Annotated in this window: 21 protein-coding genes; 6 read left to right on the top strand and 15 right to left on the bottom strand. The window is 25.9% G+C overall.

Annotated features, from left to right (window positions below; all coding sequences use genetic code 11):
• Nucleotide 1: 1 nt before the first annotated feature.
• From Q1K13_RS02970 to Q1K13_RS03010, 9 genes are all read right to left on the bottom strand, one after another.
• The gene (locus tag Q1K13_RS02970) at nt 2–1,264 is read right to left on the bottom strand and encodes a hypothetical protein (protein WP_300347632.1); all 1,263 of its coding nucleotides are present in this window, start codon (nt 1,262–1,264) and stop codon (nt 2–4) included.
• Nucleotides 1,265–1,774, bottom strand: coding sequence for an RNA polymerase sigma factor (locus tag Q1K13_RS02975; protein ID WP_300347633.1), 510 nt, complete (start codon nt 1,772–1,774; stop codon nt 1,265–1,267). It lies immediately after the preceding gene.
• 357 nt (nt 1,775–2,131) lie between these two features.
• Entirely contained in the window at nt 2,132–2,515 is a 384-nt protein-coding gene (locus tag Q1K13_RS02980; RefSeq protein WP_300347634.1) for a hypothetical protein, read from the bottom strand.
• Nucleotides 2,516–2,635: 120 nt separating this feature from the next.
• Nucleotides 2,636–3,640 (bottom strand): DUF4003 family protein, encoded by a 1,005-nt coding sequence (locus Q1K13_RS02985; protein ID WP_300347636.1) that lies wholly within the window; start codon nt 3,638–3,640, stop codon nt 2,636–2,638.
• Nucleotides 3,641–3,867: 227 nt separating this feature from the next.
• Entirely contained in the window at nt 3,868–4,422 is a 555-nt protein-coding gene (locus tag Q1K13_RS02990) for a hypothetical protein (protein ID WP_300347637.1), read from the bottom strand.
• A 243-nt stretch (nt 4,423–4,665) separates the two neighbouring features.
• Complete coding sequence (locus Q1K13_RS02995; protein ID WP_300347638.1) at nt 4,666–5,265, bottom strand: DUF3267 domain-containing protein; 600 nt, start codon at nt 5,263–5,265, stop codon at nt 4,666–4,668.
• Nucleotides 5,266–5,597: 332 nt separating this feature from the next.
• Entirely contained in the window at nt 5,598–6,992 is a 1,395-nt protein-coding gene (locus Q1K13_RS03000) for a sensor histidine kinase (protein WP_300347640.1), read from the bottom strand.
• Nucleotides 6,993–7,026: 34 nt separating this feature from the next.
• The gene (locus tag Q1K13_RS03005; protein ID WP_300347641.1) at nt 7,027–7,695 is read right to left on the bottom strand and encodes a response regulator transcription factor; all 669 of its coding nucleotides are present in this window, start codon (nt 7,693–7,695) and stop codon (nt 7,027–7,029) included.
• Nucleotides 7,696–7,912: 217 nt separating this feature from the next.
• Nucleotides 7,913–8,335, bottom strand: a complete 423-nt coding sequence (locus tag Q1K13_RS03010) for a PepSY domain-containing protein (RefSeq protein WP_300347642.1) — start codon at nt 8,333–8,335, stop codon at nt 7,913–7,915.
• A gap of 281 nt (nt 8,336–8,616) precedes the next feature.
• Here Q1K13_RS03010 and Q1K13_RS03015 point away from each other — a divergent pair, with 281 nt between their 5' ends.
• Nucleotides 8,617–9,102: a GNAT family N-acetyltransferase gene (locus Q1K13_RS03015; protein WP_300347643.1), complete on the top strand. Its 486-nt coding sequence runs from the start codon at nt 8,617–8,619 to the stop codon at nt 9,100–9,102.
• 113 nt (nt 9,103–9,215) lie between these two features.
• On the opposite strand, the gene hcp is transcribed toward Q1K13_RS03015, so the two are convergent.
• Nucleotides 9,216–10,871 carry a hydroxylamine reductase gene (hcp, locus tag Q1K13_RS03020; RefSeq protein WP_300347645.1) on the bottom strand — a complete coding sequence of 552 codons (1,656 nt, stop codon included), beginning with the start codon at nt 10,869–10,871 and terminating at the stop codon, nt 9,216–9,218.
• Between the two features lie 1,079 nt (nt 10,872–11,950).
• Between hcp and Q1K13_RS03025 the strand changes: the two genes are divergently transcribed.
• The 4 genes from Q1K13_RS03025 (at nt 11,951) to feoB (ending at nt 14,832) form a co-directional block, all read left to right on the top strand.
• Nucleotides 11,951–12,208 (top strand): MarR family transcriptional regulator, encoded by a 258-nt coding sequence (locus Q1K13_RS03025; RefSeq protein ID WP_300347646.1) that lies wholly within the window; start codon nt 11,951–11,953, stop codon nt 12,206–12,208.
• Nucleotides 12,209–12,343: 135 nt separating this feature from the next.
• Nucleotides 12,344–12,562: a FeoA family protein gene (locus Q1K13_RS03030; protein ID WP_300347647.1), complete on the top strand. Its 219-nt coding sequence runs from the start codon at nt 12,344–12,346 to the stop codon at nt 12,560–12,562.
• A 12-nt stretch (nt 12,563–12,574) separates the two neighbouring features.
• Entirely contained in the window at nt 12,575–12,802 is a 228-nt protein-coding gene (locus Q1K13_RS03035) for a FeoA family protein (RefSeq protein WP_300347648.1), read from the top strand.
• A 20-nt stretch (nt 12,803–12,822) separates the two neighbouring features.
• Complete coding sequence (gene feoB / locus Q1K13_RS03040) at nt 12,823–14,832, top strand: ferrous iron transport protein B (RefSeq protein ID WP_300347650.1); 2,010 nt, start codon at nt 12,823–12,825, stop codon at nt 14,830–14,832.
• Between the two features lie 437 nt (nt 14,833–15,269).
• On the opposite strand, the gene Q1K13_RS03045 is transcribed toward feoB, so the two are convergent.
• The gene (locus Q1K13_RS03045; RefSeq protein WP_300347651.1) at nt 15,270–15,797 is read right to left on the bottom strand and encodes a hypothetical protein; all 528 of its coding nucleotides are present in this window, start codon (nt 15,795–15,797) and stop codon (nt 15,270–15,272) included.
• A 416-nt stretch (nt 15,798–16,213) separates the two neighbouring features.
• Here Q1K13_RS03045 and Q1K13_RS03050 point away from each other — a divergent pair, with 416 nt between their 5' ends.
• Complete coding sequence (locus tag Q1K13_RS03050; protein ID WP_300347652.1) at nt 16,214–16,369, top strand: hypothetical protein; 156 nt, start codon at nt 16,214–16,216, stop codon at nt 16,367–16,369.
• Between the two features lie 152 nt (nt 16,370–16,521).
• Here the strand turns inward: Q1K13_RS03050 and Q1K13_RS03055 are convergent, their stop codons facing one another.
• The 4 genes from Q1K13_RS03055 to Q1K13_RS03070 form a co-directional block, all read right to left on the bottom strand.
• Complete coding sequence (locus tag Q1K13_RS03055) at nt 16,522–17,118, bottom strand: hypothetical protein (protein WP_300347653.1); 597 nt, start codon at nt 17,116–17,118, stop codon at nt 16,522–16,524.
• Between the two features lie 407 nt (nt 17,119–17,525).
• The gene (locus Q1K13_RS03060) at nt 17,526–18,200 is read right to left on the bottom strand and encodes a hypothetical protein (protein ID WP_300347655.1); all 675 of its coding nucleotides are present in this window, start codon (nt 18,198–18,200) and stop codon (nt 17,526–17,528) included.
• A gap of 249 nt (nt 18,201–18,449) precedes the next feature.
• Complete coding sequence (locus tag Q1K13_RS03065; RefSeq protein WP_300347656.1) at nt 18,450–18,875, bottom strand: MarR family winged helix-turn-helix transcriptional regulator; 426 nt, start codon at nt 18,873–18,875, stop codon at nt 18,450–18,452.
• 27 nt (nt 18,876–18,902) lie between these two features.
• The gene (locus Q1K13_RS03070) at nt 18,903–19,370 is read right to left on the bottom strand and encodes a hypothetical protein (RefSeq protein WP_300347657.1); all 468 of its coding nucleotides are present in this window, start codon (nt 19,368–19,370) and stop codon (nt 18,903–18,905) included.
• Between the last annotated feature and the right edge of the window lie 366 nt (nt 19,371–19,736).

The raw sequence follows: 19,736 nt of genomic DNA on the forward strand, positions 1-19,736 counted from the left end.
ATTACTTTCTAAAAAAGTTAACCTTATCTATTGTTTTTCCATCTGGATTTTCTATTTCTAAAGTAAATTCATCAACATTATCAAAGGATGATATTCCTTCAAAAGTTCCCTTTACTCTATCTCCTCCATTATCTAATGACTCCATATTACAACCATTCATCTTATAAATATTACCATTTTTATCCTTAATTTTCATTTTTAATAATAAATTTTCATAATATCCTCTTGGTAAGTAGTCTAAATCAATAAATAATCCTGTAGGAACTGCCTTAGCTTCATGAATCACTATATTATTAGGTGATTCATTTTTATATGAGTAAATAATATCTTTATGTTGTTTAAACTTTTCATCTAAATTAACATTAAAGTTCCAATTTAGATTTTTCTCATAAATTAAATTACCTTTTTCATTTCTAAAAGATAAGGATTTAAATTTAACCTTCATCTTATTCATAGTTGGAATTTTCCCTCTATTAGAATTAAACATAGTTATTAAATTAATTTTATTATCCTCTAAATTATCTTTAGATATACTATATTCTAAATCTGATATAGGTCCTAAGACACCGTCTTTTTCAATAACGTCCCCCTTTTCATCATATAATTCTAAGTTACATTCAGTATCTATTTTATCTTGATCTAAGTTTAAGAGTTTCTTAGCATCTTTGACTTCAATTTCAAAATCTAATATTATTTTACTACTATCTACTAAAACCTTTTTTAGATTAATATTAAAGTCATTATATGAAATACCTTTATCTGATATTTTTTGAATATAATTATTGTTTATCGCACTTTCAATACCTGAATTATTGAAAAACAACTTATTTATAGCCCCTCTAACAGGAGTTGATAACCCAACTAAAGTAACTAAAGCTAATCCTGAAGCTATTCCTACATATCTTCTTTTGTTAGGTTTTCTTCTTTCTATATTCTCTTGTTTCTTTTTCTTATCTGAACTATTAACTAAATTTCCACCCACTATATTATACGCCTTAAATCCTGCACCTAAATTTTCTTTATCTTTACTCCATCTTTCTAATTTATCATCTAAATTTAAATTTCTATTTAATTCATACTTACTATTTTTTTTATTTTCTAAATTAATTCCATAATCTCCTCTTTCATCAAATGAATTTTTATCCTCATTGCCACTTCTTTTTCTTATTTCATCAAAGGCTAAATTAACCTTATTTAAAACACATTTTGGAACTTCTATATTTTCATTTTTTAAGTTTAATAAGTCTTTTTCTAAATTATCCATCTATTTTGCCCCCTTACTAACCTCATAAAAAACTCTCAAATCATTTCTAGCTCTGAAAAGCCTTGACTTTATTGTGCCTTCCTTCTCATCTAATATTGAACATATTTCCTTTATACTAAATCCCATAATATAATGAAGATTTATAACTACTCTATAATCTTCTTTCAATTCATTTATTGCCTCATTTAACTCTAAATCTTTAAATCCTCCATCTTTATAAGATAATATATTACCCTCATCTAATGATATAACCTTCTTATTTCTACTTAATATATAATTACATCTATTTATTAGAATCCTAACAAGCCATGTTCTAAAATACTTTGGCTCTTTAAGAGTATGTAATTTTTCATAAGCTATCATTATGGTTTCCTGCAATGCATCTCCAATATCTTCATCATTTTTAAGAATAGATTTTCCAACTCTATATAACTGTCCCGTTGAACTTTCTATAATCTCAATAAAAGCTTCATGATCTCCATTTAAAGCTCTTTTTATAAGAATATCCATTTCCTTAAGACTTCCCCCTTAATACTTTAATATAAAATAATTATTTTATTAGACCTTATACTTTTTGATTTTAATCTATATAAAAATTTTAAAATAGTTATTAATTAATTTAATTCAGTAACTTTAATTAGTATTTACTTGAAATATACAAAATTTTAATAACTACTAAAAAACCTTTTTCACTTATTAGAGAAGTCATCTCTCAAAAAGGTTGCAAACTTTTTTAAGTTCCTAACTATTTTATCAGTTAATCTTATAAAGCAATCCCAAATTAAGTTTATTTAATAAACTTAATTAAAAAATAAAATTCCGTGATTAATTAATCACGGAATTTCCTATAATAAATCTTTTTTAAGTTTAATAATCCAAAAGAAGAGCTAATAAATAATCAGCATATAACTCATGTATTTTATTTATAATAATTTTTTTCTTATTTTCATCTAACCCATAATGCCTATTTAAATGTGAAAAAGCTTCATTTGCATAATTTCCTTTTAAATACTCCAAAGAAATTTCTTCTTTTTTTAACTTTTTAAAACTTATTTCGCGTTCTATATTTTTAACAATCTGTTCAACTAAACATTCTAAAGAACAATATGTTTCATCTACTATAAAAAATCCGCCATCTTCTACTCCAAACCCTTTTCCACAATTAAAGCAAAAAGCTTCTATTTCCTCATTATCTTTTATATTATTTTTATCTAAACATAATTCTTCTTTTATGCTAAATAAATTTTCCATCTAAACCCACCTCTTTATTATAATTAAAATTATTATACATATATAAATATAATTTCCTAATTTATATTTATATATGCTTTTATAAATCAATTAATGTTTAAGTGGATTCATAAAAATATATTAATTGCTACTTATAGAACTTACTGCCACTATACTTGCTGTCACTGCGGTTATAATAGCTATTTGTGAGGCTATAACAATATTTATTGATGTGTTATTTGTTAAATTAATCATATTATCCTTATGAATACATTCCTTGGCATATACAGATGCCACAATTGAAGCTGCTATCATATTTCTAACGTAATACCACATACTAAAAGTTCCAAATCCACTTACCTTTTTTAGTCTTTCTGATACTTTCTTAACTTCTTCTCCAAATTCTTTATAATCATCACAAACAAAGGGTGTTATACCTAGAAGAGGAGTTGCAGACCATCTTAATGGAACCTTACACTCCTCTAATGTATTATTCATTTTTGCAACCATTTTACATTTCTCTCTGCTTGTTTTATTTATAACAGATAATAAATGGCATAAGCTTTGAAGATCATTTCCCTTTTGAAAACCAGCTGCCTTCAAAAGAGTGTAACAATCTTCAATATCTCTAAATGTCTCATTTAAATTTTGAGAGGTTGTTGCTATTATTGCCGCTTCACATATATGGGCTTGTCCTGTTAAAAACATATTATTTTTCTTCATGTATCCATATGCTCTTCTTGAATCAATTATTGAACTTGTTACGGATTTTTTTTCTCTTGCAAAATATATAATTTGTGCTGCTAAAACAAGATATTGATTAGCAAACAATTCCTTTTTCAACTCTTTGCATATTAAATTTATATCTTCTAAAGCATCTTTTATATCCTCTTCTTCATAAATATTTATAGCTAAATTTAAAATATTTATAGATCTAAAATTCGAAAATACAGATGTATTTTCTTTTATTATCTTAATTGTCTTTTCTATCTTATCTTTTTCTGCTATTTTATTTTTTATTGTTAAATTTAAAGCTGCACACTTTATTAAAATATTTGTTGTTGTTAATTTGATTCCTTTAATACTATTTAAAATCTTAATATTTTCAATAAATAAATTTAATCTATCTTCCATATCTCTTCTCATGTTTTCAACCTATAATCCTATTTTCAATATTATTTATAACTTTTTAAATTATATTTATATTATATACTCCAAATAATGTTAACCTTCAAATTTTTAGTTAATTTTAGCTATTAAATTAACTCATTAAAAATTTAAAACATATCCTTTAATTAAAACTAAATAAAAAAGTATGATGTTTAAAATAACAGCATACTTTTTTTATTTTTAAATCACTAATTTATATACAATTATCTCCATTGACCATCAACTAATAAAACTTGTGATTGTTGTACTCTATTTAATTTGTTTATTACAATATTCTTTTTATCTAGTTCTTTTAATATAGGATATTGGATTGCTAAAGTTTTAAATGCATCAAGCTCGTCCATCGCTAAAACTGTAGCAGATTTAAGTGGTATTATTTCGCTGTTATCAAAGCCTAAATCTACTTTAAATAATTCCTTAGGTGTTGATAATATCCTTTTATGTTCTGAAAGCAAACGTCCAACAGCGGCGTAATCATTAGACTGTATAAGTTCATTAAGTTTTAATTTTTGCTCCTCTGTAAGAGTTAGCATATAGTCTAACATATCATCCTCTGGTCTACTATGTACTGGAATAGGGTTTAAAATCTCTCCTTTTTCTCTCTCAATAGTTTCTGGAACCTCATCTTCTAATCCCATATCTTCCCCTTCTAAAACTACATCTTCTTCATTAAATTCAACATTCTCCACATTTCCATCTTCGTTTAATTTTACTTCTATATCACTTCTAACATCTCCATTTTTATTAAAAAAACCCATTTTTATCTCCTCCTATATATAATTATCTATGGCTTAAAATATATCCATATATTTTTATTTATTCATAAATTTAATTTATATATATTATATCATTTTTATCTCTCTTAAAAAATAGAAAAAGCAAGTTAATACTTGCTTTTTATGTTTTTTAAAATATGTAAACTAACTTTCATTTTAAAATATATACTTAATGTCTATATATTTATACTTTTTATAAAAACTAACTTTAAAAAATATTTCTAATTAAATATACCAATAAGAGTTAAGTCCAGCCACTTGTATTTTTGCACGACTTGGAACTTGTTTTATGCTATTATAAATATTCATAAAATCACTAACTCCCATTATTAACTCTATAAATCCAAAAGTAAATAAAATACTTCCCCAAAACTCCATACTATTTGGTATAAAAATCCATAATATAAGTGGTAAAAAACCTAATATTATATTTGGTAATATACTTAAGAAAATAAATCTTTTTTTAGAAATAGCACTGTTTGTTTTTACTATAGCCGTCATCTCTTTTATGGAATACCACATTTCTACTTCAGAGCATTTAGGAAAAACTATTGCATGTAAAAATTCATGTGGTAATATAGCAAATGGTATAAGTACTACTCCCCATGGATTTATTACATTACCTAATGAAAAAAAACCACCGATTTTTATTCTTATTAATATAACAACCAATAAAAATAATATAACTGGAATTAAAGAAATTCTAATTGTCTTAGCAATTTCTCTTGCTGTTTCTGTCTCCCCAATCATTACAGCACCCTCTGGTAAATCTCCAATAGGTAAATCCCCTACATCTTTAAATTTTCCTTTCCAAACTAACTTCAAATAATTAGCCACAAACTTATATATTATTTAATTATAAATCTAACCCTATAGATGTTATTTATAACCTATAAGTAGTGACTTTCACCTCCCCTTTTTTATTTAAACAAATATTGAACCACTCCAACAGCCCTTATAATTCTTTGCATATTCTTTGTAAATTTTAAAGAAAATTTAACCTTAAGAATTATAAGATTTCATTCGTTAAATATAAATTTTATAAACATTAACTTTAAATAAAGATATAAATATAAACCTTATATAAATATAAGGTTTATATAATATTAACTATTAATATATAGTATACCATAATATATAACTTTATTAACAATTAATCAAAAAATAATCTTAATTTCTGTAAATTCTCCTAATTTACTATTAATATAAAGTTTTCCATTATAAAGCTTTATTATTCTTTCAGCTATTGATAATCCAAGCCCAAAGGAATTATTCTTAAACCTTGACTCATCTACTTTATAAAATCTATTAGTAACCTTATTAATAGACTCCTCTGGAATTCCAATCCCATTATCTCTTATTGTTAATATTTTCTCCCCTTTAAAGCTAAATAAATTAATATCTATTTTAATCTTTTCTTTATCATTGTATTTTATAGCATTATCCATAAATATTATAAGAAGTTGTTTTAAATGTTCTTCTTTCATATTAATCTCAAAGTCATCCTCTTCTTTAAGTGAATATATTAATTTTTCATTTAAGATCTTGTAATTTTCTAAGGTTTCAAGTATTAAATCCCTAGGATTATATTGTTTTAAGTTATTTATATCAATCTCTTCTTTTTCAACCCTTGACAAAAGAAGCATATCATTAACTATTTTCTTCAATCTATCCACCTCATTTAAGCAAATATCTAAAGATTTATTTAATATCTTCTCATCATTTTTCCCCCATCTTTTAAGCATACTTAAATGTCCTTGAAGGGCTGTAAGAGGTGTTTTTAATTCATGGGACGCATCTGATACAAATCTCTTTTGTTTTTCTAAATTCTCTTCAACATCATCCATCATAGAATTAAAAATTATATTAACCCTATCAAATTCATCATTTTCTTTTGAAACATAGGCTCTTTCATGAAATCCATTATTTTTTATTTCAATAATTGTATCTGTAAGCTTATTTAATCTTTTAAGGAAATTCCTAGATACATACATAGCACCTAATATACTAAGTATAGCAGCAAATATTAAAGTCCCTAAGAATCCATAAAAATAATTTTCTATAAAATCCTTAAAAACATCTATATTCTTAATTATTTCTATTATGTATTCCTTATTTTCTATTTTTATAGGTCCACTTAAAACATCATAAGGTTTAAATCCTATAAATTTAGTTTTAACTTTCACCTTACCCTCATTTAAATAAAGATTCCCCTCTTTAATATCATCATTTTTATATATAAGTTCCCCCTCTTTAGAATAAATTCTTATAAAATAAGTTTCATCATCCTCATCACTATAAAAAGATATTCTATTTAGATAACTTTCAAATTCTTTCTTAGACATACCAATATTCTCATCTCTCATAAGCGATGAGATGTTTGCATATTGATTTTTAAGTAAGTCTTTTTCATAATCCCTAATAAAAAATGTAAATCCAATAAGCTGAACCCCAGTATATACTATTAATATAACTAATATAATTGCTAATGAACCTAATGTAAGTTCTTGAAATATTGGTAATTTACCTTTCTTTTTTAATTTATTTATCATGTTCTTACTCCTGACATAATATAAATTCTTAAGTTTATTCTTTCATGACATATCCTACTGAACGTATGGTTTGAATATATTTTTCCTTATCCTTTGAATCTAATTTTGTTCTTAAATATCTTATATATACATCTGTAATATTTGTTTCTGGCTCATAATCATATCCCCAGATTTCATTTAAGATTTCATCTCTTGATAAAACCTTATTTTTATTATTTATAAGAAGCATTAAAAGTTCATACTCCTTATTAGTTAAAGTAATTTCCTCCCCATTCTTGTATAAGACCCTTAAATCCTTGTTAATTAAAAGGTCTTTAAAATAAATTTCTGAATGTGGTTTATTTTCTTCTCTTCTAAAAACAACCTCTATTCTTGCTATAAGCTCCTCAATTGCAAAGGGTTTAGCTAAATAATCATCTGCACCTATATTAAGACCATTCACCTTATCCATTACAGAATCCTTAGCACTAAGCATTATTACAGGTGTATTTTTTTCCCTTTTTAGTCTTCTACAAATCTCAAAACCATTCATACTAGGTAGCATAATATCTAGAATTATAAGATCATACTGATTTTCTAATGCATCATTTAACCCCTCTCTTCCATCAGATTTAATATTCACATCATATCTTTCATATTCTAATTCCATTTTAAGAAAATCTGAAATATTTGCTTCATCCTCAACAATTAAAATTTTTTTCATATATATCCTCCTAAATACTGGCTAATTACGTAAATTATCATCTTATAACTATACTAAATCAATATATTTTCAACTAAACTTTAGAGAATTCTCTATCTTCTATAAGATTTAAATTAATCACCTAAATATTTAGCTAAACATAAAAAACATAAAAAATAGTGAGCCTTAAGCCCACTATAATTTTATCACCTTAATAAAAAATAATCCTCTATAAATTTTATACATTGTTACTATTTACTATATTATTATCACTTTCTTTAACCTGGTGAAATTTTTTATGTTCATGCTCATGATGAAAGTCATCCTCCTCATAACTAACCTCAGTAATAGCACCAAAACTTGCATCTACATTTACCTCTTGAAGCATATTATTCTTGTCCTTTATCTTAAACTCATATTCTAAGGCTCCATCTTCTATTTCTTTTTTAACTCTAACAACTTCTCCAGGAACTTTCTTTAATGCAATTTCCTCACATTGAGCTTGTGTATATTTTGTGTTACTTTTCACCTTTTCATAAATATAATATCCACCAAAAGTTACAATTGATGTTACTCCAATTGCCATAACAATACATGTTATCAATATTTTCTTTTTATATTTATTAAATCCCTCTTTAACTCTTAATAATATATTTTTCATTTTTAATTCCTCCTCACATCTTATGACTTAATAATAAACTACTTTAAAGCCTTGTTCATTAATCATAAATTAGAGAAAGATTAAAATTTTTTAATTTTTCTAATTTGCTAATATCCACCTAATTTCTTTCATATATATTAACTATAATCTTTTTAAAACTTATATTTTTCTTAGGATTCTCAAAGTATCCTTCTCTTTTAATTGAGAATCCTTTTAAGAAAATCTAATTAACATATTTTTATGAAAGGAGAATATGGAGAATAAGATTTTCCATAATAATTATGAATATAAAAATAAAAAATGTTGAAAGTTATAAGGATTTAGCCCTATTTTGGGATATGTTTTACGAATATATAAATGATATTTTCGAAACCTCCTCAGAGGACCCAAAGATATTAAATTACTTTTTATCAGAAGATTATAAAAAAGAAGTTATTAATCTAAGTGAAAGAGATTTTAATCCTTTAAGAATAGTATTTTTCACCTTAAATGAAAAAATTATTGGTTTTGCTACTTATATGATTTTTATAAATGAATTTGGCAAGTCTAAAATACTTGAATTTTACATAAATAAAGATTTTAGAGCTCAAAGTTTAGGTACACTTTCATTTCTAAAACTTCAAAAACAGATGATTAAAGAGGGTGCAAAACTAATTGAATTAACCCCTACAAATAATAGAAATCAGTCATTTTGGATAGAAAATGGCTTCAAAAAAACTTCTTTATTTTATAGTGATGGTAGAAATATCCTCTCCAAAACTCTTTGATGGTGTTATATTTCAAACATTAAGTTTCTCTTTTCTAAAATCTTAAATTAAATATTAAACAAAATAAAGCTATATTCTTAGCAACTCTAAAAATATAGCTTTATGTTATTATATTATAAATTTTGATGTAAACAATTCTTTAAATCATCCTCTGGTGTACTTATTGGTTTTAGATCAAAATTATCAACTAAATATTGTAATACATTAGGTGATAAGAATGCTGGTAATGATGGCCCAATGTATATTCCCTTAATACCTAAAGCTAATAATGCAAGTAAATCTGCGACAGCTTTTTGCTCATACCAAGAAAGTATTATACTAAGTGGAAGTGCATTTACATTTGTATCAAAGGCATCTGCTAAAGCTGTAGCAATCTTAACAGCTGAATATAAGTCATTACACTGACCTATGTCTAAAAGTCTTGGCAGCCCTGCAACTTCTCCAAAATCCAATTTATTAAATCTATACTTACCACAAGCTAATGTTAATATTATACAGTCTTTTGGAACTTTTTTCGCAAAATCTGTATAATAGTTTCTTCCAGGTCTCGCACCATCACAGCCACCAATTACAAAGAAATGTTTTATTTTCCCCTCTTTAACTGCTGATACAATAGCTTCTGCATGACTTAAGGTTGCTTTATGCCCAAATCCTACCAATATCTCTTTACATTCCTCATCTTTATCATATCCACCAAGTTCAATGGCCTTATTTATTATTTCTGAGAAATCTTTTTTTCCGTTTTCATCAGCTTTTATATGCTGTATTCCTTCCCATCCAACAACACTAGTACTATAAATTCTATCTTTATAACTTTCTCTAGGTTTCATAATACAGTTTGTTGTCATTAAAATACATCCTTTAATATTATCAAACTCTTTTTGTTGATTTTGCCAAGCAGAACCAAAATTTCCTGCTAAGTGTTTATATTTTTTAAGTCCTTCATATCCATGTGCTGGAAGCATTTCTCCATGAGTATATATATTTACTCCTTTTCCTTCGCTTTGTTCTAAAAGCATTTCTAAATCTCTTAAATCATGTCCTGAAACAATAATAAAAGGACCTTTTTTAAGCGTTACATTAACTTTTTGTGGTGAAGGATTGTTATATTTTGTTGTATTTGCATCATCTAAAAGCTTCATAACATCAATTGCTATATTTCCTGTTTTCATTGTTAATGCAATTAAATCATCTAAATTAAGTTTTGGATTAGTTGTAGCTTCTAAAGCAGTAATATAAAACTTATCTACTTCACTACTTTTATATCCTATAAATCTAGCTTGATGACCATAGGCTGCTATTCCTTTTAATCCATAAAGTATTGTACTTCTTAAAGAACGTATATCTTGATCTAATGAATCATCATACATTATTCCAGCTTTTACTGCATCTTTAAGCATTTCTTCCTTAGTACAACTTAAATTATATGTAGCCTGATCACAGTATTCTCCAATTGGTGCCTTCTCTCTTATATCCTCTTTTATTTTTTGTGATTTTAAAAGAAGTTCAATATGTACTTCTGGATCAAAATTAACATTTGTAAGTGTTGTAAAAAGGCAATCTTCTATAAACTTAATTACACCTTCCTCAACACACTCTCCTTTATCTAAAATTGCTTTTCCATAAGAAGCTATCCCTTTTAATTGATATATTAATAAGTCTTGTAAATTTGAAACCTCCGGTGTTTTACCACAAACACCCATTTTAGTACATCCCTTACCTCCAGCAGTTTGCTCGCACTGATAACAAAACATAAGTGAATTTTCCAATTTATTTTGCTGCTAACCTTAAATATTTAGCAACTCCCTCCTCTTTTATATTAAATTTTATTAACTGTCACTCTTATATTCCTCTTTCTAAAATAACATTTAAATTAATGAATTAGAAATTTCTAAAAACAGAAAAATATAAATGCTCTAATTAATATAAACTTAATATTCCCGTTAAAGTTAAAAGTATTCACTATTACTTACTTATGAATCAAACAAAAAACTATAACCTACTCTATGAAATCTACTTACTTTCATTTATAAAATAAATTTAATAAACACTTTGATTTATAAATCACAAGTTTTCATTCACAAAATTTATAAATACTCATATTTATAATAATATAGACTTATACATAGCCACCTCCTTGTTTTGATATTATATAGGATAATATTTTTATTATGCATGCACATCTCCTTTATTAAACCCCTATATATTAAAACTTACTTAAACAATAGTTATCACTTCACACAAGTTATGTATTAGTCTATATGAACTTTTTAGTTACCTCATTTCAAGCACTAATTTTACTAATAACTTTATCTTTATATTACAAGGGGAAACCCTTGTTTTTTCTTTTAAACCAAATTCCACATTATTCTAATTTTTCATATTAAAGAACCCATCAATTCCAAATTAACACAAATTCATATTAATTTTATTTGAGTTTCTAAAAATAAACTATAAAAATAGCAGTTTTACTTTTAATCTGAATATTTAACGCTTTATTCATATTTTAATTTTTAATAGCTTTCTTTCGACTTTTTTCTTCACCTTTAAACCTTATTTATATCAGCTAGTTTTAGATTTATATATATTTTTTAATATAAAACAATATTATTAATTTATTTATATATACAATTCGCATTTAGTTTACATAATTATTAATAAAATTAAAACTATATGTTAATTGTAGCATTTTAAAGGAAATAAGACTTGTACTTTGTTAATTTCTTTATACAGTAATTAACAATATTTATTCACAATTGAAAATAATTATCAATAATAATATAATAACACATGAAATTAATTATCACTTGCTTTTGCAAGATTAAATAAATGAAAAGGTGTGATTATAATGTTGAAAGACATCTTAAGAATAATAAAAGATTCTGGAGAATTTTCTTCAGCATCAATCGCTTCAAAACTTAATATAAGTGAAGCTATGGTTGATATGTATAAAGAACAACTAGAAAAAAAAGGGTTTATAAATAAGACCACTCTAAGTGGATGTTCTGCAGAAAAATGTTCAAGTTGTGGGTGTGGATGTTCAAGTAATCTTTCTCCACTTTCAGGATTTGAAATCACAAAGAAAGGTCTATCACTTTTAGACTAAATTCTATAATTTTTATAAAATACCTTTACCTATACCTTAGTATTGAGATTAAAAATCTGTTATTTTTAAGAATTTACTCTCAATAAAACCATTAAACAGTAAATTAACCAAATTATAATTAGGAGGAATAATAAAATGGAAACTTTAGAAACAAAGAAGATTGGTGAAAAATTAGTAGTCAAAGGACTTGAAAAAGATAGTTCTGTTAAGAGAAGACTTCTAGATATGGGGATTACTCCTGGTATCACTCTAGAAATTACTGGGAAAGCACCTTTAGGTGATCCAATTGAAGTTATGGTAAGAGGATATAAACTTACTTTAAGAAAAACTGAAGCTAAAAGTATTTTTGTTTAGGAGGAATTCATTATGATGCCAATGGCTTTAGCAAAGGGTGGTAGCTCAATTCAAGTTGAAAGAATACTACTTGATGATACCCTAGGAAAAAGACTTAGAGAGATTGGAATTTCAAAGGGAAATGATATTGAAATTATAAAAAATGATAGTGCTGGCCTTATACTTGGTATAAATGGAAGTAGACTTGCACTTGATAAAACTTTAGCTCAAAAAATATTTGTAAGAGAAATTAATGATTAATTTATTAAGGGGGAAAATTAATGTTAACAATTGCGTTAGCTGGTAATCCTAACTGTGGTAAGACAAGTTTATTCAACCTACTTACTAAGTCAAGACAACATATAGGAAACTGGCCAGGTGTTACAGTAGAAAAGAAAGAAGGAACATTAAAATTTAAAGGAGAAAGCTATAAGGTAGTAGACTTACCTGGAACGTATAGTTTAGGTGCTTACTCTGAGGATGAAATAGTTGCTAGAAACTATATAATGAAAGATCACCCAGATGTGGTTATTAACGTTGTAGATGCAACAAACCTTGAGAGAAATCTCTATCTTACTACTCAACTTATAGAAATGGGAGCAAATGTTGTAATTGCTCTTAATATGATTGACCAAGCAGAATCTTTAGGACTAAATATAGATACAAATAAAATATCTAAAAATTTAGGTGTTCCCATAGTTAAAACATCGGCTCTTAAAAACCTAGGAATTAATTCCCTTATAGAAACTGCTATAAAAACTAAAAAAAGTTCAGGTAAACTTGAAATAATATATGGTGAAGAAATTGATACTGAGATTGAAAATCTTTCTAAAGTATTAACAGAACATAAATCAAAATTAGAGTTTCCTGTAGAATGGACTGCTCTTAAGCTATTAGAAAATGATGAATATATGAAAGATATAGTAAAAAATTTAAATTCTCCAAGTATATTCGCTAAATTAGAAGAAAGTAACAAAAGAATTGAAGAAAAAATAGGATTTGAGGCTGAAATGTCAATAGTTGATAAAAGATATTCTTTCATAGCTTCAGTTACTCAAGGTAATGTAAAGCAGCCTAAGGAAAAGAAAGTTACTTTCACTGAAAAATTAGATAAGATAGTTACAAACAAATATTTAGGAATTCCTATATTTGCACTTATAATGTACTGTTTATATGAATTAACATTCATAATTGGAGCTGGAATTCAAGACTGGTTTGGAGATCTTATTGCTAATGTTGGTGTAATTGTATCAGGATGGTTTGAAAGTATTGGTGCTCCTGAAATTTTAGTTGGATTTATAAATGATGGATTATTTGGTGGTGTTGGTGCCGTTCTTTCATTCTTACCATTAATCATGGTTATGTATTTCTTACTAGGTCTTTTAGAAGATAGTGGATACATGGCAAGAGCTGCTTATGTTATGGATAGACTTATGAGATCTTTAGGCCTTCATGGTAAAACATTTGTATCTATGATAGTTTCAGTTGGATGTAATGTTCCTGGAATAATGTCTACTAGAACTTTAGAAAATAAAAAAGATAGAATGATAGCAATACTTATTAATCCATTTATATCATGTGGTGCTAGATTACCTATATATGCAGTATTTGTACAAGCATTCTTCCCTACTCATCAAGGATTAGTATTGTTTAGTTTATATGTTTTAGGAATAATAGTTGCCTTAATAAGTGGTAAAATATTTAGTAAAACTTTATTTAAAGGTGAATCATCTTACTTTATAATGGAATTGCCTGCTTATAGAATGCCATCAATAAAAAATGTTTCTTTATTGATGTGGGAAAAAGCAAGTGCCTTCTTTAAGAAAGCTGGTATGATTATATTCCCAATGATGATTGTTCTTTGGGCATTATCAATATTCCCATTAGGAGTTGAACCAAATAGTGAACACTCATTCCTTGGAATGATAGGTGGATTTGTTGCTCCAATATTCGCATTAGCTGGATATGGTACTTGGGAAGCTGGTGTATCATTAATCACTGGTATATTGGCAAAAGAATCTGTTGTTGCAACAATGGGTATGGTTTATTCTGGTGTATCTGAAGGTGAGGCTTTAATAAATACTATTCACCAGGTATTTACTCCACTTTCAGCAGTATCATTCTTAGTAATGACCCTACTATATACTCCTTGTTTAGCAGCTTTAGGTGCTATAAAGAGAGAAACAAACTCAATGAAATGGACAATATTCTCTGCAATTTACACATTTGTAGTTGCTCTAGTATTATCAACTCTAGTTTACCAAGTTGGTTTACTACTAGGATTCAACTAAGATTAAATAAAATAAAATTAAACAAGCCTTCTAATTATAATTATTAATTTAGTTATAATTAATATAAAAGAATCAAGAAGCATCCTTCCAAAATAGCTTCTTGGTTCTTAATTTATTCTATAAAATTTAAAATGTACTTAAAATATAATTATGCTATTCTTCTACTGGTATCAAAATAGCATTCTGAACATACTTTGCACCTTCTGGTGTTAAGTTTTGTTCTCTTGAAAATTATTTTTGATTGTCAACCACAAGATGATACAAATCTAATACTTCACAATTTTAATCTTTTTTTAGTTAAATATATAATAACAGCTCTCATAAAATCAACTCTACTAAAAAAATTCTAAAATTACTTAAACAAAAAACTATATTAGATTTTACTCTAATATAGCCTTAAATAAATTTATTCTTATATTTTTATATTAGAAAGCTTTTTAAAATCCTTCTCTAAATGGTGGGAATACATATTCATCTTGTTTTTTAATGGATATTAAAACCTCTTCTCCGCATATATCCTTACAAACAACTGTTCCTCTAAATACTTTTAGATTATCTAAAGCCCCCATTTTTAAGAACTCCATAAGTGCCTCTACCTTAGTATCAAAATAAACCTCAGGTATCTCTAACCCATTTTTAGTAATCTCTGCAATTATATATTTTTCTGAAATATATTTACACCAAGCATTTTCTTTATTCCATCCTAGCCCAAACTTTTCATTCATATTATCATACCAATTTTCAGCTAGTATTTCTTTATCACTTTTATTTTTTTTGCCAACTAATTCTTCCTTAAGCTTAGCAACTGCATATCTAAGATAGAAAACCTTGTCCACTTCATCTTCAAATTCATATAAATTAAGATCAAAGCCATAAGTCTTATAAACTTCCGTAACTTTTTCATTGAGTTTTTTAGAATCAATCACAAAATTTCCATTTATTGTCTTATATGTAGTAATTCCCATTCCTTGCTCTCCTTCATCTAGAAAAATTATTTTATTTGAACATACTTTTTAATTCTATTAACAAATTATTATTATCTTTTTATATAATAACATAGTCAGTAAAACTTTGCCAATTATTGAAAGAGTGCAAAATCTTGTATTTATCCCTGTAAAACCAAATTTATATAGTGTTTATGGTATATATTTATATATATTTTCTCAAAATAATATCCATTCAATATTTATTAAAAATTTAACCTCTCTATTCTCATTGTTTGATGAAAATAAATAATTATAGTATAACTAAGATATAAATATTGCTTTATTTACTATTTATCCTTGATAAAACTTAATAACTAAAGTTAAAGCACAAATAAAGTAATTTTAATTTATAAACCTCTTTTAAAAGAGCTTAATTTATTGAAGGAGTTACTATAATGATTAAAAATAACTTAAATAAAACCAAAAAAGAAATATGCGAAATATGTGGTGAGAAAATGGAAGAAAATAAATTTGCCTATGACTATGATGAAAAAAATAAACTAGTTTTTAAATGCCCAGCCTGTGGTCATAGAAAGGTAAAAAATCTTTAACACTTATTATCAAGTAATAAAATATAAGAATAAATTAATCCATTTACATGTACTTTTAAATTAATGAAAAAATTCTTATTTATATCTTTTAAACCTAGAATCTAAATAAGAATTTTTATTATTCAATATTATTCACTTTTTATGTACTTATCTTATGTACTACTCATATCTTTATTATTTGAACTTTCTGAAGCTTTTTCTTGTTCACTTTTTCCTATTTCAGCTGCTAATTTAAGTTTTATTTTTTCAAAACATTGTTTTTGTCCTTCATCTAATTCTCTTCCTTCTATGCTTTTACATAGTGGTTTTGCTTCCTCAAAATTTTTTTCAACTATTAACTTTTTTAACTTATCCATATCATTTTTTAAATTCTTATCAAATTGTTCTTTATTTTCTATGCTTTTTTCTAAAGAATCTACGCTTTTTTTAAATGCTTTAAAGGAATCATCCTTATTCCCAATAGCTTCAATCTTTACTTGAGCTTTATCTATTTCACCAGCTTTAAAAGCCCTCTCAGCATCTAAATAATCTTCCACCATTTTTTTAAGATTTTTAGCCTCATTATTCTTAGGATCTGCATCTAATGCCATATCAAAAGAAACAACTGCCTTATCATATTCCTTTTCATTTATAAGTTCTTTTCCCTTAGCTACAGCCTTTGAAGCTTCTGAATTACCACATCCAACAAGACTTCCTAAAATGAAAGTCGAAAATACTCCTGCAACTAAGAATTTAATAACCTTACTCAAATTTAAATTCGCCTCCACATATACTATGGACCACCTACAAAATGCTAATTATAATCTAGTCCTTATATAAATTTTCTACTTTTAAATTAAAATAGCCTTCACATTTTTGTATTAATTTTCCTTTTTCAGAACAATATTATCATACTTTATATAAGAAGTAAACAAATTTAAAAACCTAAAAATAAATTAAGAGATAATTTGTAATTTATCACAAATTATCTCATTTTTAATGTTTTTTATTTAATATTTTCGAACCACCTTGGGAATAAAGCCACGAGATTTTACGCCATTAATCTATAAATAACTATCTTTAGGACCTATAATTAATTATTTTAATAAACTCTATAAAACTTCTAACTTACTCTTTCAAAAACTTTTATGTGATATTAAATATTAATTCTAAACCTTTAGTCATCTATGTATTTATCCAAAGCTGTTTTTTCTGGTTTATCTGTGAAAGTATATAAACTAAAGCTCTCTTCAACCTGTTTAGATGTTATTCCATCAAATAGTATAGTATCTAGCTTTTCAATATCCCTTAATGCTATTTCTCTATTATAATCTTGACATATTATATTTATATACCACTCTCTAATTATTTTGCAAAGTTCTCTTGGAAGCCTTATATTTCTCATAGCTTTTATAACACTCTCATCATCTACAGCTATTATATTCAAAGAATAATCTAATGATTTAGAAAACTCAAAACTATCTGGAGTGTAGTTGAAATCTAATCTCATATCACTAAACTCTACTGCCCCTTCTATAGATAAAGTAAATCCTGCAAAATCATAATGTAAATCAAACTCTTCTTTTTTAAATATTTGAAATCCAAACTTAACTTTTCCCTTAGTAACGCCTTTAAAACTTCTCTTTGATTCACTTGGAAACCTTAAAATAATTAAAAGACTATCTCTCTCTGTCAAAAGACTTATCATATCCTCCATAAGATTTATAGAAAGCTTGCTTCCAACTTCTAGGTAAGCCTCACACTCTCCCTCTTCATCTAAATCATGAATAGGATCTTTTCCTAAAATATCATTTAAATATCTTTTAAAGTCAATATCAAATTCCTGTTCCATTCCCTAAGTTTCCTCCATCTTAAAATAACCTTACTCATTATATATCAATGAAGTTTTTCTTACAAACCAAATTTTAACCTTTTTGTCTTTTTTAATTTTAATTTCATCGTAAAAGTTAGGATTTTTACCCTTCACCCTCTAAGTTTTAAATAAATACTTTGATTTATTGCTAAATAAGAAAGTTGATTAAAATTTAATAATATACATCCTCCCTTATTTCTTATAAAAATAAAAAGATTAAGGAATTAATTACTCCTTAATCTTATTTCTAAGTTTCAATAATGTTTCTCTTATATCTCTCAACTCTTCATGAGTAAAATTTTCAAAAACACTATCAAAACTGTTGTTTATATCATATCTAAAGTTTTTTACAAAATTTAATCCTTCTTTTGAAAATACTATATAAGTATTTCTTTTATCCTTATCATCTTTTTCTTTTTTAACATATCCAAGTGATTCTAACCTAGAAACTATACCAGACACCGTTCCTTTAGCTAATGACATATCCTCACAAAGTTGTTTTATTGTGATTTTTCCTTTATGAGCAATAAGCTTTATTACAGTAATCTGCTGATGAGTAAGTCCACTTTTTCTCATTCCATCACTTACTTTTCCCATTGTACTTGAATGTATTTCTTTTATAAGCATTGCTATTTCAAATGAATCATGATTCATTTTTTCCCCTCTTTTCAAGCTCTTTAATTAAACTAACTTTTTAAATTTAATTTTAACATTCTCAAATCTTAAGAATCCTAAGAAAAAACTAACTCCAGCCATAAATAAAGCAGCTCCAAGACCTACATAGAAGGCTCCTAAATAAAAAGGATTAAATATTCCTAAATTTCTAACTGTTATACCAAAAAAAATCATAAATCCCATTATTATATAGCTTTTAAAATCAAAAAATGAAAATGCACAATGCTTAGTAAGCTCACTATTGACTATTCTTGTAGTATGTTTTTTAAACATTTTACTAAATATAAATTTAAAAAACACAAAAAATACTAAAGCTGCAAATACTAAAGTTATAATCATATTTCCATGATGAGAAATAATATCTCCAAAACCTAATGTGAAAACTCTAAACCCTGCAAATCCCCACACTAATCCTGCTATTAAAAGCAAAGTTTTCTTGCTTACTCTAGGTGTAAATTTTTTAATATTTTCCATATGTAATCACTCCTACCTTTCATTTATAAAGTTAAAACTAAGTCCTTAAAAATTCCTATCTACTATAAAAACATCATTTATTTTTTTATCCACTAAATTTACGTTTTATTATTTTATAACTTAACATATAAATAGTTCGCATTAGAACTTATTTGTTCTTATGCGAACTATTTTACACTTATTATTATTTCTTGTCAAATACTTTGTAATATAATATTCTTAGTTTCTAAATTAGTTTAACCTTTAAGTATATAATATTAATTTATGGGAAATCTAGTATTGTACCCTAAGAAATTAAGATAAAATTTTGTGATGTTCATCACCTCCTAAAAGTCTTAATTTCTCTAAAATTTTCTATATGCCTTT

Source organism: Clostridium sp. (genome assembly GCF_029267215.1).
Classification (GTDB): Bacteria; Bacillota; Clostridia; order Clostridiales; family Clostridiaceae; genus Sarcina.

Coding starts and splice junctions, on each gene's coding strand:
- Q1K13_RS03065 (WP_300347656.1), bottom strand. CDS start 18,875: ATGAATCATGATTCATTTGAAATAGCAATGCTTATAAAAGAAATACAT.
- Q1K13_RS02980 (WP_300347634.1), bottom strand. CDS start 2,515: ATGGAAAATTTATTTAGCATAAAAGAAGAATTATGTTTAGATAAAAAT.
- Q1K13_RS03030 (WP_300347647.1), top strand. CDS start 12,344: ATGGAAACTTTAGAAACAAAGAAGATTGGTGAAAAATTAGTAGTCAAA.
- Q1K13_RS02970 (WP_300347632.1), bottom strand. CDS start 1,264: ATGGATAATTTAGAAAAAGACTTATTAAACTTAAAAAATGAAAATATA.
- Q1K13_RS03010 (WP_300347642.1), bottom strand. CDS start 8,335: ATGAAAAATATATTATTAAGAGTTAAAGAGGGATTTAATAAATATAAA.
- Q1K13_RS03070 (WP_300347657.1), bottom strand. CDS start 19,370: ATGGAAAATATTAAAAAATTTACACCTAGAGTAAGCAAGAAAACTTTG.
- Q1K13_RS03035 (WP_300347648.1), top strand. CDS start 12,575: ATGATGCCAATGGCTTTAGCAAAGGGTGGTAGCTCAATTCAAGTTGAA.
- Q1K13_RS03045 (WP_300347651.1), bottom strand. CDS start 15,797: ATGGGAATTACTACATATAAGACAATAAATGGAAATTTTGTGATTGAT.
- Q1K13_RS03000 (WP_300347640.1), bottom strand. CDS start 6,992: ATGATAAATAAATTAAAAAAGAAAGGTAAATTACCAATATTTCAAGAA.
- Q1K13_RS03025 (WP_300347646.1), top strand. CDS start 11,951: ATGTTGAAAGACATCTTAAGAATAATAAAAGATTCTGGAGAATTTTCT.
- Q1K13_RS02990 (WP_300347637.1), bottom strand. CDS start 4,422: ATGGGTTTTTTTAATAAAAATGGAGATGTTAGAAGTGATATAGAAGTA.
- Q1K13_RS03060 (WP_300347655.1), bottom strand. CDS start 18,200: ATGGAACAGGAATTTGATATTGACTTTAAAAGATATTTAAATGATATT.
- Q1K13_RS03015 (WP_300347643.1), top strand. CDS start 8,617: ATGAATATAAAAATAAAAAATGTTGAAAGTTATAAGGATTTAGCCCTA.
- Q1K13_RS02985 (WP_300347636.1), bottom strand. CDS start 3,640: ATGAGAAGAGATATGGAAGATAGATTAAATTTATTTATTGAAAATATT.
- Q1K13_RS02975 (WP_300347633.1), bottom strand. CDS start 1,774: ATGGATATTCTTATAAAAAGAGCTTTAAATGGAGATCATGAAGCTTTT.
- feoB (WP_300347650.1), top strand. CDS start 12,823: ATGTTAACAATTGCGTTAGCTGGTAATCCTAACTGTGGTAAGACAAGT.
- Q1K13_RS03005 (WP_300347641.1), bottom strand. CDS start 7,695: ATGAAAAAAATTTTAATTGTTGAGGATGAAGCAAATATTTCAGATTTT.
- Q1K13_RS03050 (WP_300347652.1), top strand. CDS start 16,214: ATGATTAAAAATAACTTAAATAAAACCAAAAAAGAAATATGCGAAATA.